The organism is Streptomyces manipurensis (genome assembly GCF_049570255.1).
Taxonomy (GTDB): domain Bacteria; phylum Actinomycetota; class Actinomycetes; order Streptomycetales; family Streptomycetaceae; genus Streptomyces; species Streptomyces manipurensis.
The window spans coordinates 5,118,423-5,132,184 of sequence record NZ_CP186950.1; the positions used below are offsets into that span (position 1 = coordinate 5,118,423).

13 protein-coding genes are annotated in these 13,762 nt (G+C 72.1%); 11 read left to right on the top strand and 2 right to left on the bottom strand.

The annotated features are described in order from the left end of the window. The first annotated feature begins 59 nt into the window (after positions 1-59). The 7 genes from ACPU2J_RS23800 to ACPU2J_RS23830 all read left to right on the top strand — a co-directional run bounded on the left by ACPU2J_RS23800 (position 60) and on the right by ACPU2J_RS23830 (position 8,246). On the top strand, positions 60-1,838 hold the full coding sequence (locus ACPU2J_RS23800) for an ABC transporter substrate-binding protein (RefSeq protein ID WP_423833953.1): 1,779 nt from the start codon (positions 60-62) through the stop codon (positions 1,836-1,838). Between the two features lie 132 nt (positions 1,839-1,970). After that, positions 1,971-2,969 (top strand): ABC transporter permease, encoded by a 999-nt coding sequence (locus ACPU2J_RS23805; RefSeq protein WP_361594983.1) that lies wholly within the window; start codon positions 1,971-1,973, stop codon positions 2,967-2,969. Then, positions 2,966-4,078, top strand: a complete 1,113-nt coding sequence (locus ACPU2J_RS23810; protein WP_365079990.1) for an ABC transporter ATP-binding protein — start codon at positions 2,966-2,968, stop codon at positions 4,076-4,078. Before ACPU2J_RS23805 ends, ACPU2J_RS23810 begins: the two co-directional genes overlap by 4 nt. After that, positions 4,075-5,163: an ABC transporter ATP-binding protein gene (locus ACPU2J_RS23815; RefSeq protein ID WP_423833954.1), complete on the top strand. Its 1,089-nt coding sequence runs from the start codon at positions 4,075-4,077 to the stop codon at positions 5,161-5,163. The genes ACPU2J_RS23810 and ACPU2J_RS23815 overlap by 4 nt, the downstream gene beginning before the upstream one ends. Positions 5,164-5,327: 164 nt before the next feature. After that, positions 5,328-5,984 (top strand): trimeric intracellular cation channel family protein, encoded by a 657-nt coding sequence (locus ACPU2J_RS23820; protein WP_360873945.1) that lies wholly within the window; start codon positions 5,328-5,330, stop codon positions 5,982-5,984. A 47-nt stretch (positions 5,985-6,031) separates the two neighbouring features. After that, positions 6,032-6,889, top strand: a complete 858-nt coding sequence (locus ACPU2J_RS23825; protein WP_423833955.1) for a thioesterase family protein — start codon at positions 6,032-6,034, stop codon at positions 6,887-6,889. 193 nt (positions 6,890-7,082) lie between these two features. Next, on the top strand, positions 7,083-8,246 hold the full coding sequence (locus ACPU2J_RS23830; protein WP_361594975.1) for a cysteine desulfurase family protein: 1,164 nt from the start codon (positions 7,083-7,085) through the stop codon (positions 8,244-8,246). Positions 8,247-8,271: 25 nt separating this feature from the next. Here the strand turns inward: ACPU2J_RS23830 and ACPU2J_RS23835 are convergent, their stop codons facing one another. Beyond that, a complete protein-coding gene (locus ACPU2J_RS23835) occupies positions 8,272-8,937 on the bottom strand; it encodes an N-acetylmuramoyl-L-alanine amidase (protein WP_389068827.1) in 666 nt (221 codons plus the stop codon). 70 nt (positions 8,938-9,007) lie between these two features. Here ACPU2J_RS23835 and mnmA point away from each other — a divergent pair, with 70 nt between their 5' ends. Beyond that, positions 9,008-10,141: a tRNA 2-thiouridine(34) synthase MnmA gene (gene mnmA, locus ACPU2J_RS23840; protein ID WP_420079532.1), complete on the top strand. Its 1,134-nt coding sequence runs from the start codon at positions 9,008-9,010 to the stop codon at positions 10,139-10,141. Between the two features lie 62 nt (positions 10,142-10,203). Here mnmA and ACPU2J_RS23845 read toward each other — a convergent pair whose 3' ends face one another. Beyond that, on the bottom strand, positions 10,204-11,127 hold the full coding sequence (locus tag ACPU2J_RS23845) for an NADP-dependent oxidoreductase (RefSeq protein ID WP_361594969.1): 924 nt from the start codon (positions 11,125-11,127) through the stop codon (positions 10,204-10,206). A 136-nt stretch (positions 11,128-11,263) separates the two neighbouring features. On the opposite strand from ACPU2J_RS23845, the gene ACPU2J_RS23850 reads away from it, so the two are divergent. The 3 genes from ACPU2J_RS23850 (at position 11,264) to ACPU2J_RS23860 (ending at position 13,687) form a co-directional block, all read left to right on the top strand. Further along, positions 11,264-12,298: a GlxA family transcriptional regulator gene (locus ACPU2J_RS23850; RefSeq protein WP_420082344.1), complete on the top strand. Its 1,035-nt coding sequence runs from the start codon at positions 11,264-11,266 to the stop codon at positions 12,296-12,298. Positions 12,299-12,392: 94 nt separating this feature from the next. Then, positions 12,393-12,740, top strand: coding sequence for a DUF1330 domain-containing protein (locus ACPU2J_RS23855; protein ID WP_365497073.1), 348 nt, complete (start codon positions 12,393-12,395; stop codon positions 12,738-12,740). After that, complete coding sequence (locus ACPU2J_RS23860; RefSeq protein WP_420079531.1) at positions 12,737-13,687, top strand: hypothetical protein; 951 nt, start codon at positions 12,737-12,739, stop codon at positions 13,685-13,687. Before ACPU2J_RS23855 ends, ACPU2J_RS23860 begins: the two co-directional genes overlap by 4 nt. The last annotated feature ends 75 nt before the right edge of the window (positions 13,688-13,762 follow it).

A 13,762-nucleotide genomic window follows, 5' to 3' on the forward strand; every position in this document is an offset into this window, starting at 1 on the left:
CCAGGACCCGGCCTCGTGCCGTACGTACACCGGAACTACAACGGAGGGTTGCGAGCATCGTGACTACCCATCGCACGTCGAAGCGACGACTTGCTGCCGGCACGGCCGTCGGGCTCGCGGCCATGCTGACCGCGACCGCCTGTGGCGGCAACGCCAAGGACGACGAGAAGCCGGCCGCCTCCGGCGGCACCTTCAACGGCGGCATCGACAAGGTCTCCAACCCTTCGGACAAGAAGGGCGGCGAGCTGAAGTTCGTCGGCACCCAGGACGCCGACTCGTGGGACCCGCAGCGCGGCTACTACGGCTTCATGTGGGACTTCTCCCGCTACTACGCCCGCCAGCTGGTCAGCTTCAAGCCCGCGCCCGGTCAGCAGAGCACCGAGCTGGTCCCGGACCTCGCCACGGCCAAGGCCGAGATCAGCGACGGCGGCAAGACCTACAAGTACACCCTCAAGGACAACGTCACCTGGGAGGACGGCTCGCCCGTCACCGCCCAGGAGATCAAGTACGGCATCCAGCGCACCTGGGCCCAGGACGTCATCTCCGGCGGCCCGGTCTACATCCAGCAGGTCCTGGACCCGAAGGCCGAGTACCCCGGCCCGTACAAGGACACCAGCCCGGACAAGCTCGGCCTGAAGGCGATCGAGACCCCGGACGCGAAGACCATCATCTTCAAGCTCCCCGCGCCGAACGGCGACTTCGAGCAGATGCTGGCGATGCCGGCGGCCAGCCCGGTCAAGCAGGACAAGGACACCGCGGCCAAGTACGGCCTGAAGCCCTTCTCCAACGGCCCGTACAAGATCGACTCGTACGAGCCGAACAAGAGCATGAAGCTCTCGCGCAACGAGAACTACAAGCCCGAGTCGGACACCATCCGCAAGGCGCTGCCCGACACCATCTCCGTCACGTTCATGGCGAACGCCGACGACATGGACAAGCGCCTGATGAACGGCGAGTTCGACGTCGACATCAACGCGACCGGCATCGGCCAGGCCGCCCGCGCCACCGCCCTGAAGGAGCACAAGGGCAACCTGGACAACGGCCAGACCGGCTTCATCCGCTACGCGGTGATGCCGCAGACCGTGGCGCCGTTCGACAACATCGAGTGCCGCAAGGCCGTCATCTACGCCGCCGACAAGAAGTCCCTGCAGACCGCCCGCGGCGGCCCGCAGGCCGGTGGCGACATCGCCCCCAACATGCTTCCGCTGGGCATCAAGGGCTCCGACGCCAAGTACGACCCGTTCGAGGTCCTGAAGAACGACGGCAAGCCGGACCTGGAGAAGGCCAAGGCCGCCCTCAAGGCCTGCGGCAAGGAGTCGGGCTTCAAGACCACCATCGCGGTCCGCAACAACAAGCCGGTCGAGGTCGCCACCGCGGTCTCGCTGCAGAACGCCCTCAAGCAGGTCGGCATCGAGGCCGACGTCGACCAGTTCGACGGTGCCCAGCACTCCGGGATCATCGGTTCGCCGAAGGTCGTCAAGGAGAAGAACTACGGCATCATCATCATGGGCTGGGGCGCCGACTTCCCGACCGGTCAGGGCTTCTCGCAGCCGCTGGTCGACGGTCGCTTCATCCTGCAGAGCGGCAACAACAACTACGCCGAGCTGAACGACCCGGCGATCAACAAGCTGTTCGACGACGCCATCGCGGAGACGGACCCGGTCAAGGCCGGCGACATCTACAAGAAGATGAACGAGAAGGTCTCCGAGGCCGCCGTCTACCTCCCCTTCGTCTACGACAAGACGATCACCTGGCGCAGCAGCCGGCTGACGAACGCCTACACCACCGACGCCTACAACGGCCGCTACGACTACGCGTCCCTGGGTGTCATGAAGTAATAGTCCGTCAGTCCGGTTCCAGTGTTCCAGTGCCACACCCGCTAGGCACGAAGGGCAGGTGATGGCCGCGGCCACGGCGTGGGGGCGCCCTCCAGAAGAGGGCGTCCCCGGGCCGCGGCCAGGCCGAGCGCAGTGCTTGCATACCTCATCCGACGGATCTTCGCCGTCATCGTCATGCTGCTGGTCATCTCGCTGGTGACCTTCGGAATCTTCTTCCTCTTCCCGAAGCTGATCGGGACGGACCCTGCCCTGTACTTCGTCGGCAAGCAGTCCGACCCCATCGCCATCGAGGGCATCCGGCAGAAGATGGGGCTCGACGACCCGATCCTCGTCCAGTTCGGCAAGTTCGTCGTCGGGCTGGTGGCGGGTCGTACGTACGCCAACGGCACCGACGTCACGCAATGCGCCGCGCCCTGCTTCGGATACTCCTTCAAGACCGAGCAGGAGGTGTGGCCGCTGCTCCTCGACTGGTTCCCGGTCACCCTCTCCCTCGCCCTCGGCGCGGTCGTGCTCTGGGTCGCCGGAGGTGTCGCCACCGGTGTCGTCTCCGCCCTCAAGCGCGGCACGGTCGTGGACCGCTCGGCCATGGGCGTCGCCCTCGCCGGCGTCTCGCTCCCCATCTACTTCACGGGCATGCTCGCCATCGCCCTCTTCTCCGACCAGCTCGGCTGGTTCTCGCGCCCCGAGGCGACCTTCGCCGACGACCCGGCCAAGTGGTTCAACGGCATGATCCTGCCGTGGGTCTCCCTGGCCTTCCTCTACGCGGCGATGTACGCCCGCCTCACCCGCGCGACCATGCTCGAGGTCCTCAACGAGGACTACATCCGCACCGCCCGCGCCAAGGGCCTGACGGAACCCGTCGTCATCGGCAAGCACGCCATGCGCTCCACGATGACCCCGATCCTGACCGTCCTGGGCCTGGACCTCGGCGCCCTGATGGGCGGCGCCGTCCTGACCGAGTACACGTTCTCGCTGCACGGCCTCGGCTACAGCGCCGTCCGCGCCATCAGCGAGCACGACCTCCCGGTCATCCTGGGCATCACCCTGATCTCCGCCTTCTTCGTGGTCGCGGCGAACCTCGTCGTCGACCTCCTGTACGCGGTGATCGACCCCCGAGTGAGGCTGTCATGAGCGACACGACCAAGACCGCAGCCCTCAACCAGCCCTACGACGGGTCGGCGGCGCCCACCGCGTTCCTCGAGGTCCGGGACCTCAAGGTGCACTTCCCGACCGAGGACGGGCTGGTCAAGTCGGTCGACGGCCTCTCCTTCACCCTGGAGAAGGGCAAGACCCTCGGCATCGTCGGCGAGTCCGGGTCCGGCAAGTCCGTCACCTCCCTGGGCATCATGGGCCTGCACCGCGTCGGCCAGTACGGCCGGCAGCGGGCGCAGATCTCCGGCGAGATCTGGCTCGACGGCAAGGAGCTGCTCACCGCCGACGAGGACGAGGTGCGCCGACTGCGCGGCCGGGAGATCGCCATGATCTTCCAGGACCCGCTCTCGGCGATGCACCCGTACTTCACCGTCGGCAAGCAGATCGCCGAGGCGTACCGGGTCCACCACAAGGTCGACAAGAAGACCGCCCGCACGCGGGCCGTGGAGCTTCTGGACCGGGTGGGCATCCCCGAGCCGCACAAGCGGGTCGACAGCTACCCGCACGAGTTCTCCGGCGGCATGCGCCAGCGCGCGATGATCGCGATGGCACTGGTCAACAACCCCGAACTGCTGATCGCCGACGAGCCGACCACCGCCCTGGACGTCACCGTCCAGGCGCAGATCCTGGACCTCATCCGGGACCTGCAGAAGGAGTTCGGCTCCGCGGTCATCATGATCACGCACGACCTCGGCGTCGTCGCCGAGATGGCCGACGAGCTCCTGGTGATGTACGGCGGCCGTTGCGTCGAGCGCGGCTCCGCCGAGAAGGTCTTCTACGAGCCGCGGCACCCCTACACCTGGGGCCTGCTGGGCTCCATGCCGCGCATCGACCGCGAGCAGACCGAGCGCCTCATCCCGGTGAAGGGCTCGCCGCCCAGCCTCATCAACATCCCGAGCGGCTGCGCCTTCAACCCGCGCTGCCCGTACGCCGACGTGCCCAAGGGCGACGTGACCCGCACGGTGCGCCCCGAGCTCACGGCGGCGGACGGCGCGGGGCAGGACGGCGGCCGCCACTGGTCCGCCTGCCACATGTCGCAGGAGGAGCGGACCCGGATCTGGACCGAAGAGATTGCGCCGAAGCTGTGACCGACACCACGAAGACGGATCCGGCCGTCACCCTTCCGGCGCAGGCCACGGACTCGCCCGAGCCGCTGCTCAAGGTCACCGGCCTGACCAAGCACTTCCCCATCACCAAGGGACTGCTGCGGCGCCAGGCCGGTGCGGTCAAGGCCGTCGACGGCCTCGACTTCGACGTCCGGCGCGGTGAGACCCTCGGCATCGTCGGGGAGTCCGGCTGCGGCAAGTCGACCATGGGCCGGCTGATCACCCGGCTGCTCGAACCGTCCGGCGGCACCATCGAGTTCGAGGGCAAGGACATCACGCACCTGGGAGTGGCGGGCATGCGCCCGCTGCGCCGCGACGTGCAGATGATCTTCCAGGACCCCTACGGCTCGCTGAACCCCCGCCACACCGTGGGCACCATCGTCAGCGCCCCCTTCAAGCTGCAGAACGTCAACCCGGAGGGCGGGCTCAAGGCGGAGGTCCAGCGGCTGCTGTCGCTGGTCGGCCTCAACCCGGAGCACTACAACCGCTATCCGCACGAGTTCTCCGGCGGTCAGCGCCAGCGCATCGGCATCGCGCGGGCCCTCGCGCTGAAGCCGAAGCTGGTGGTCGCCGACGAGCCCGTCTCGGCGCTGGACGTGTCGATCCAGGCGCAGGTGGTCAACCTGCTGGACGACCTCCAGCAGGAGCTGGGCCTCACCTACGTGATCATCGCGCACGACCTGTCGGTCATCCGGCACGTCTCGGACCGCATCGCGGTGATGTACCTGGGCAAGATCGTCGAGCTCGCCGACAACAAGGCGCTGTACGGGGAGCCCATGCACCCCTACACCACGGCCCTGATGTCGGCCGTGCCGGTGCCGGACCCGCGGCGGCGCGGCGCGAAGAGCGGCCGCATCCTGCTCAAGGGCGACGTGCCGTCCCCGATCTCGCCGCCGAGCGGCTGCCGCTTCCACACGCGGTGCTGGAAGGCCACGCAGATCTGCGCGACGACGGAGCCGCCGCTGCTGGCGCTGAAGCCGGGCCACCAGGTGGCGTGCCACCATCCGGAGAACGCCCCGGACCAGGCCCCGGACGACAAGCCGCTCCCGGGCGCCGAGACGCCGTAGCGCGAACGGGGCGGGCCCGAGAGGGCCCGCCCCGTGTCCAGCCCCGCCGGCGTCTGAGGCGCGGGGGCAGCGCCCCCGCAACGGCGCGGCACCGGCGGTCCCGGGCCGGAGCCCCCGATTCCGCCAAGCCCGCCGCAGGCGCCCCGGCAGGTGACAATGGGCCGGTGCTCCACGATCTCTTCCCGCCCGGGATCCAGCATGCCCTGGATCTCGCCGGCATCTTCGTCTTCGCCACCGCGGGCGCCCTGCTCGCCGTCCGCAAGAACTTCGACGTCTTCGGCATCGCCGTGCTCGCCCTGGTCACCGCCCTCGGTGGCGGTCTCTTCCGGGACCTGGTCATCGGCGCGGTCCCCCCGGCCGCCTTCGGCGAGCTCAGCTTCTTCGTCACCCCGCTGATCGCCGCCGCCCTCGTCTTCTTCCTGCACCCCGAGGTCCAGCGGATCAACCGGGCCATCAACGTCTTCGACGCGGCGGGCCTCGGGCTGTTCTGCGTGACCGGCACCACCAAGGCCTACGAGTACGGCCTCGGCCTGACCGCGTCGGCCGCCCTGGGCCTGGCCACCGCCGTCGGCGGCGGCGTGCTGCGCGACGTGCTGGCCAACGAGGTGCCCTCGCTGCTGCGCGACCGAGAGATGTACGCGGTGCCGGCCGTCATCGGTGCCGCGATGGTCGCCGTCTTCATCGGACTCGACGCCCTGAACGCCGTCACCACGGCCCTGGCGATCGTCACGACCTTCGTCCTGAGGCTCCTCGCGATGCGCTACCACTGGCGCGCCCCGCTGGCCTGGAACCGCCGCTCGGCGGTGGCCGAAGAGCCGTAACAAAAGAAAGCTACCGCTTAGTAGGAAGCGGGTGTACCGTCGTTTCCATGTCATATGCAGCCGCCCAGGCATCCATCGGCGACAGTGAGTTCGACCGTGACACCCGCATCACCGAACGCGCCGACGAACCCGGCGTGTACGACGCGGAGCTCTCCGCGGGCTGGACGATCATCGCCGCGCTCAACGGCGGCTACCTGCTCGCCCTCGTCGGCCGGGCGCTGGCCGCGGCCCTCCCGCACCCGGACCCCTTCACGGTCTCCGCGCACTACCTGACCTCCTCCGTGCCCGGCCCCGCCGTGATCCGCACCGAGGTCGTCCGGGTCGGCCGCACCCTCTCCACCGGCCAGGCCTCGCTCCTTCAGTACGACGAGAACGGCAACGAGGTCGAGCGCATCCGCGTGCTCGCCTCCTACGGCGACCTCGCGGCCCTGCCCGACGACGTGCGCACCGTCGCCACCCCGCCGGTCATGCCCTCCTACGAGGACTGCATCGGCCCCGAGGCCGGCCCGGCCCCGATCCCCGGCAGCTCCGCCATCGTGGACCGGCTCCGGCTGCGCCTGGACCCGGCCACCGCAGGCTGGGCCCTCGGCGCCCCCTCCGGCAAGGGCGAGATGCGCGCCTGGTTCGAGCTGGCCGACGGCCGGGACGCCGACCCGCTGTCCATGCTGCTGGCCGTGGACGCGCTGCCGCCCACCGCCTTCGACCTCGGCCTGGTCGCGTGGACCCCGACGGTGGAGCTCACCACGCACATCCGCCGCCGCCCGGCCCCCGGCCCGCTGCGGATCTCCATCACCACCCGCAACCTGGCCGGCGGCTTCCTGGAGGAGGACGCCGAGGTCTGGGACTCCACGGACCACCTGGTCGCCCAGTCCCGGCAGCTGGCCCGCGCCCTGCGCCCCGCCTGAGCCCGCAGCCCCGCCGCCGCGGCCCGGCCCTCTCCGTCCGACGCGGCGGATCCGCGCCCGCCCGGCAGGTGTGGCGCGGCGCCGCCGGGGGCATGGCTCTCGGCGGCGCGGCACCCGCCGCATCCCGCCCGGCCCGGCAGCACCGGTCCCGCGGCGCGGACCGCCGCCGGCGGGCTCGTAGAATCGGGGGATCATGGCCTACCTCGACCACGCCGCAACCACCCCCATGCTGCCGGAGGCCGCTGCGGCGATGACCGCGCAGTTCGCCGCAGCGGGGAACGCCTCCTCGCTGCACGCCGCGGGCCGCCGGGCCCGCCGTACCGTCGAAGAGGCCCGCGAGGCCTTCGCCGAGGCGATCGGCGCCCGCCCCAGCGAGGTGGTCTTCACCGCCGGCGGCACGGAGGCCGACAACCTCGCCGTCAAGGGCCTCTACTGGGCCCGCCGGGACGCCGACCCCGCCCGCACCCGCGTCATCGCCAGCCCCGTGGAGCACCACGCCGTGCTCGACGCCGTGCACTGGCTCGCCGAGCACGAGGGCGCACAGGTCGAGTACCTGCCCGTCGACCGCTACGGGCGGGTGCACGCCGACGCCTTCCGGGAAGCCGTCGCCCGCAACCCCGACGACGTGGCCCTGGCCACCGTGATGTGGGCCAACAACGAGATCGGCACCGTCATGCCGGTCCACGACCTCGCCGCCGTCGCCCGCGAGGCCGGGATTCCCCTGCACTCCGACGCCGTCCAGGCCTTCGGGCAGCTCGACGTCCGCTTCGGCGACAGCGGCCTCGCCGCCATGACCGTGAGCGGCCACAAGATCGGCGGCCCGTACGGCATCGGCGCCCTGCTCCTCGGCCGCGACCAGAGCCCCGTTCCCGTGCTGCACGGCGGCGGACAGGAGCGGCACGTCCGCTCCGGCACCCTCGACGTGCCCGCCATCGCCTCCTTCGCCGTCGCCGCCGTGCTGGCGTCCGAGCGGCGCGAGCGCTTCGCCGCCGAGGTCGGCGCCCTGCGCGACGAACTCGTCACCGCCGTCCTCGCGGCCGTGCCCGACGCCGTCCTCGGGGGAGACCCCGAGGAGCGCCTCCCGGCCAACGCCCACTTCAGCTTCCCGGGCTGCGAGGGCGACTCCCTGCTGCTCCTGCTGGACGCCCAGGGCATCGAGTGCTCCACCGGATCCGCCTGCACCGCGGGCGTGGCCCAGCCCAGCCACGTCCTGCTCGCCGCGGGCACGGACCCGCAGCTGGCCCGGGGCACCCTGCGCTTCTCGCTCGGCCACACCTCCACCAAGGAGGACGTCGCCGCCCTGGCCGCCGCCATCGGCCCGGCCGTGGAGCGCGCCCGTACGGCGGGCCTCAGCTGAACCCGGCCGAACGGTCCGGGAGGGCTCAGGCCGGGGCGGCCAGCGCCTCCCGGACCATGCGTATGTAGCGGTCCCAGTCCCAGTGGCGGCCCGGATCGGTGTGATCGGCGCCCGGCACCTCGGAGTGGCCGACGATGTGCGTGCGGTCCGCGGGGAAGTCGTACCGCCGGCACACGTCCGCCGCCAGCCGCGCCGACGCCGCGTACATGGCGTCGGTGAAGTCCTTCGGACGGTCCACGAAGCCCACGTGCTCGATGCCGACGCTGCGCTCGTTCATCGAGCGGTTGCCCGCGTGGTAGGCCACGTCCAGCTCGCGCACCATCTGCTCCACATGGCCGTCGCCGCGCACGATGTAGTGCGCCGAGGCCTTGTGCCAGGGGTTCCTGAAGGCGTCCACGGAGGACTGGAAGCCGCCCTGCGTGACGTGCACGACGATCCGGTCCACCCGGTAGTCGTCGGGCCGGTCGGCCATCCGCCAGTTCGCCGGGGAGGCCGCGGTCCAGCCCGCGCCCGCGTGGTCTATCTCGCCCTCCTTGCGCGGCTTGGAGACACCCGGCAGCAGCCACCACCCCCGGCTGATCTCCTCCCGCCCCGCGACCGCCGCCACCGCGGCCACCCCGAGCCCGCCGAACAGCACCGCTCTGCGCGTGCGGCTCTTCGGCTTCGATCCGGACTTTCCCTGCTCGGCCATGTGATCCACCCCCCCTGACCCCACAACGCGCTGTGACCCCGCTCGGTTCCCCCGTACCCTGGACGGTGCTATGACTGAGAACCTGCCGCGCACCGACCGCCCCCTTCGCGTCCTGGCCGCCATGTCCGGGGGCGTCGACTCCGCCGTCGCCGCCGCCCGCGCCGTCGAAGCCGGGCACGACGTGACCGGCGTGCACCTCGCCCTCTCCGCGAACCCGCAGTCCTTCCGGACCGGCGCCCGGGGCTGCTGCACCATCGAGGACTCGCGCGACGCCCGCCGCGCGGCCGACGTCATCGGCATCCCCTTCTACTGCTGGGACCTCGCCGAGCGCTTCCGCGAGGACGTCGTCGAGGACTTCGTCGCCGAGTACGAGGCCGGGCGCACCCCGAACCCCTGCCTGCGCTGCAACGAGAAGATCAAGTTCGCGGCGCTGCTGGACAAGGCGCTCGCCCTCGGCTTCGACGCCGTCTGCACCGGCCACTACGCCACCGTCGTGGAGAACCCCGACGGCACCCGCGAGCTGCACCGCGCCTCCGACATGGCCAAGGACCAGTCCTACGTCCTCGGCGTCCTCGACGAGAAGCAGCTCGCCCACGCGCTCTTCCCGCTCGGCGACACCGTCACCACCAAGGACGAGATCCGGGCCGAGGCCGAGCGCCGCGGCCTCGCCGTCGCCAAGAAGCCCGACAGCCACGACATCTGCTTCATCGCCGACGGCGACACCCAGGGCTTCCTCGCCAAGCGCCTCGGCACCGCCGAGGGCGACATCGTCGACGAGACCGGCACCAAGGTCGGCACCCACGAGGGCGCCTACGGCTTCACCATCGGCCAGCGCAAGGGCCTGCGCATCGGCCACCCCGCGGCCGACGGCAAGCCGCGCTACGTCCTCGACATCTCGCCGGTGAACAACACCGTCACGGTCGGCCCCGTCGAGGCCCTCGACGTCACCGCCCTCACCGCGATCCGCCCCCGCTGGTGCGGAGCCCGCGCCGCGGAGCCCGGCACGTACACCGCGCAGCTGCGCGCCCACGGCGGCGAGACCGAGGTCTTCGCCGAGCTCGTGGACGGCGAGCTGCACGTCTCCTTCACCGAGCCGGTCCGCGGCGTGGCCCCGGGCCAGGCGATCGTGCTCTACGACGGCACCCGCGTGGTCGGCTCCGCCACCATCGCGACGACGACCCGGGCGGCCGCGGCCTCCGTCTGACGGAGGGCCGCGGCGGGCCGGCGCCGACCGTGGCGGCGGCGCCGTCCCGGCCCGTCCCCGGCTCAGACCACCGTCAGGACGATCTTGCCGGTGGTCCGGCCCTGCTCGCCGATCTCGTGGGCCCTCGCGGCGTCCGCCAGCGGCAGCACCGTCTCCACCAGCGGCTTCAGCAGACCCCGGTCCGCCAGGTCCGCGATGGCCTCCAGGCCCTTCAGGTCGGGGTCGACCAGCACCCAGGAGGCCTTGACCGCGTCGGCGCCGGCCGGGACGTCGTCCGGTCCGGGCAGGGACACCAGGTGCCCGCCGGGCTTGAGCACCTTCAGGCTGCGCTCGGCGGTGTCGCCGCCCAGCGAGTCCAGCACGACGTCGACGTCCGCGACCGCCTCGGTGAAGTCCACCGAGCGGTAGTCGATCAGCTCGTCCGCGCCCAGCCCGCGCAGCACCTCGTGCTTGGCGGCGCTCGCGGTGCCGATCACGTACGCGCCGCGGGCCTTGGCGATCTGCACCGCCAGGTGCCCGACGCCGCCGGCCGCCGCGTGCACGAGCACCCGCTGCCCCGCCGTGACGCCCGCCGTGTCCACCAGCGCCTGCCAGGCGGTGAGCGCCGCCAGCGGCAGCGCCGCCGCCTGCACGTGGTCGAGGGAGGCGGGCTTGCGGGCCAGGTGCCGCGCCGGAGCCACCACGTACTCGGCGTAGCCGCCCGCCTGCCGCGGGAAGAGCGGCATGCCGTACACCTCGTCGCCGGGGGCGTGGAGGGTCACGCCGGGGCCGACCGCCTCGACGGTGCCGGAGACGTCCCAGCCCACGATCGGGGTCTCGCCCCAGGCGATCAGCGCCCCGCTGGCCCGGGTCTTCCAGTCGACCGGGTTCACGCCGGCCGCGTGGACCCGGACGAGGACCTCGCCCAGACCGGGCTCGGGACGGTCGATCTCCCGCTCGACCAGGTTCTCCGGGCCGCCCCACTCGTTCACGACGATCGCGCGCATCTCTGTCCGCCTCATTCCATCCGATGACGTCTGTTTCCGGGTCCTTCCCCGGCGACACGTCCCAGACTCGGGCAGCGCGCACCTCCATGGTGTTGGCCGTTTGGCCACTATGTGACAGGATCTGGCCATGGGTGAAATGCGCACGGACGAGACGCAGGAGCACACCGAGGACACGCCCCGCGGCGCGGGCGGCCCGGGCGGCCGCCACCTGGTCGCCGTGCTGGCCCTGCCCGGCTTCCCGCCCTTCGAGCTCGGCATCCCCTCCCGGGTCTTCGGCAGCGCCGTGGACGACCACGGCGAGGCCCTCTACGAGGTCGTCGTCTGCACCGCCGACGGAGCCCCCGTGCCCAGCGACTCCGGCTTCACCCTCCAGCCGGCCGCAGGCCCCGAGGCCCTCGCCGCCGCCGACACCGTGATCGTCCCGCCCACCCACGCCATGCCCGAGCTGGCGCTGGGCGGCCCGCTGCCGCCCGCCGTCGCCGCCGCCATCGCCGGCATCCGGCCGGGCACCCGCCTGGTGTCGATCTGCTCCGGCTCCTACGTGCTCGCCGCCGCCGGACTCCTCGACGACCGCCCGGCCACCACCCACTGGAACCTCGCCCTCGAGTTCCGCCGCGCCTACCCGAAGGTCCGCATCGACGAGGACGTCCTCTTCGTCGACGACGGCGACGTGCTGACCTCGGCCGGGGTGTCCGCCGGAGTCGACCTGTGCCTGCACCTGATCCGCCGCGACCACGGCGCCGCCGTCACCAACCGCGCCGCCCGCATGTGCGTCGTACCGCCGTGGCGCGACGGCGGACAGGCCCAGTACATCGACCGCCCGGTCCCCGAGCCCACCGTCGCCACCACCACCGCCACCCGTGCCTGGGCCCTGGAACGCCTCGCCGAACCGGTCAGCCTCGCCGAACTGGCCGACCACGCCCGGATGAGCCTGCGCACCTTCACCCGCCGCTTCCGCGACGAGGTCGGCATGACGCCCGTGCAGTGGCTCACCGCCCAGCGCCTCGAAGTCGCCCGCGGCCTGCTGGAGTCCAGCGACCTCCCCGTCGACCTGGTCGCCCACCGCTCCGGCTTCGGATCGGCGAACTCCCTGCGCCAGCACATGCGCGCCTCCCTCGGCGTCTCCCCGATCGCCTACCGCCGCACCTTCCGGCCCGGCGCGGCGGCATGACCTCGAAAGTAATCGCCACCGCCGCCGCCCGCTGACAGGATCTGATCAACGGCCCGCACCGGCGGACCGGTTGGCATCGACAGGGGAGCAGACCATGACCGCGTACGCCATCGCCCACATACGCCCCGAGACGATGAACGAGGACATCCTCACCTACATCGAGACGATGCAGTCGACCCTGGACCCCTTCGGCGGCAGCTTCCTCGTGCACGGCGCGGAGGTGGAGGTCCTCGAAGGGCCCTTCCCCGGCACCGTCGTCGTCATCGGCTTCCCCGACATCGAGCGGGCCCGCGCCTGGTACGCCTCCGACGCCTACCGGGCCATCCTCCCGCTGCGCACGCGGCACATCCCCGGCGAGGTCATCCTCGTCGAGGGCGTCCCGGCCGGCTACGACGCCGCGAAGACGGCCGCGGCCCTGCGGGCCGAAGCGGGCCTCGGGTGAACCCCGTCGTCCTCGTCGTCGGCGGCCCGGACGGATACCGCGCCGTGGCGGACGACTGGGGCGCAGTCGGCCTCGACCTCGACCTCAGGGCCGGTCCGGACTTCGCACACGTGCTGACGGGCGGTGCCCTGGCGTACGGCGATCCCCTTCCCGGGCCGGGCACCGACGAGGACGTCCAGGCAGGGGCTCTGCTGGACCCGGACCGCCGGGTCCTGCTCCTCTTCACCCTGGAGGGCCCGACCGCGCGGATGCGCACCCGCAGGGCCGCCCTCGCCCTGCTGCGTGCCGCCTGGCCCGGCTGGGACGTGCGCTGGGCCCACGGGGGCCGGACACAGCTGCGCGCGTACGCCGGTCTGGACCCCGCGGACGACCCGCAACGCAACGTCCTCCCGTGGGATGGGAACCTCTTCGACGCGGGATCCGCCGGGTGGGTGGTCCCGGACGCCGACGTCACCGTGGTCACCGTCGACACCCCGGGCCGCTGCCACCTGGTGTGCCACGCATTCGACCACCCGGTCATGCACGGCCCGGCGCTGCTCGGCCTGCTGGACGCGGTCACCGACCACGGGACGTACCACGAACCCGTTGCGGCGGGCCTGCACATCGACCCGGAGCGGCGCCGGGTCGGCTGGTGGCTCACCGGCCACCAGGTCCACCACGACACCGCGGCGGCCCGCTGGCCCGGCTGGACCGTGGAGTTCTGGGAGGACCGGTGGGCCGAGCACCGTGCCGCCTCGGGCGGTCGCTTCGACCCGACCGAACCGGACGGCACCGCCGCGCTGGCGGACGTACGGGACGAGGCGCTGCGGCACTGGTCGCCGGTCCGCCACGAGCCGGACGGCTCCGACCTGCTGTCCCGCACGGGCGGGGCGAGCCGCGAGATTCCCCACGGGGAGGCCGCCCGCAGGGTGGTGGGGGCGGCCTACCGGGCCGCCGGGGGCGGGTGAGGGGTCGTACCCGGCCACCGGTGGCGGCATCGGGCCTCGCGCCCTCCGCGCCGCGTCGGACCTGCGAGCATGGCC

Bases quoted from the DNA above. Each gene is read 5' to 3' on its own strand.
- ACPU2J_RS23810 (WP_365079990.1), top strand. From the start codon at position 2,966: ATGAGCGACACGACCAAGACCGCAGCCCTCAACCAGCCCTACGACGGG.
- ACPU2J_RS23825 (WP_423833955.1), top strand. From the start codon at position 6,032: ATGTCATATGCAGCCGCCCAGGCATCCATCGGCGACAGTGAGTTCGAC.
- ACPU2J_RS23830 (WP_361594975.1), top strand. From the start codon at position 7,083: ATGGCCTACCTCGACCACGCCGCAACCACCCCCATGCTGCCGGAGGCC.
- ACPU2J_RS23835 (WP_389068827.1), bottom strand. From the start codon at position 8,937: ATGGCCGAGCAGGGAAAGTCCGGATCGAAGCCGAAGAGCCGCACGCGC.
- mnmA (WP_420079532.1), top strand. From the start codon at position 9,008: ATGACTGAGAACCTGCCGCGCACCGACCGCCCCCTTCGCGTCCTGGCC.
- ACPU2J_RS23845 (WP_361594969.1), bottom strand. From the start codon at position 11,127: ATGCGCGCGATCGTCGTGAACGAGTGGGGCGGCCCGGAGAACCTGGTC.
- ACPU2J_RS23850 (WP_420082344.1), top strand. From the start codon at position 11,264: ATGCGCACGGACGAGACGCAGGAGCACACCGAGGACACGCCCCGCGGC.
- ACPU2J_RS23855 (WP_365497073.1), top strand. From the start codon at position 12,393: ATGACCGCGTACGCCATCGCCCACATACGCCCCGAGACGATGAACGAG.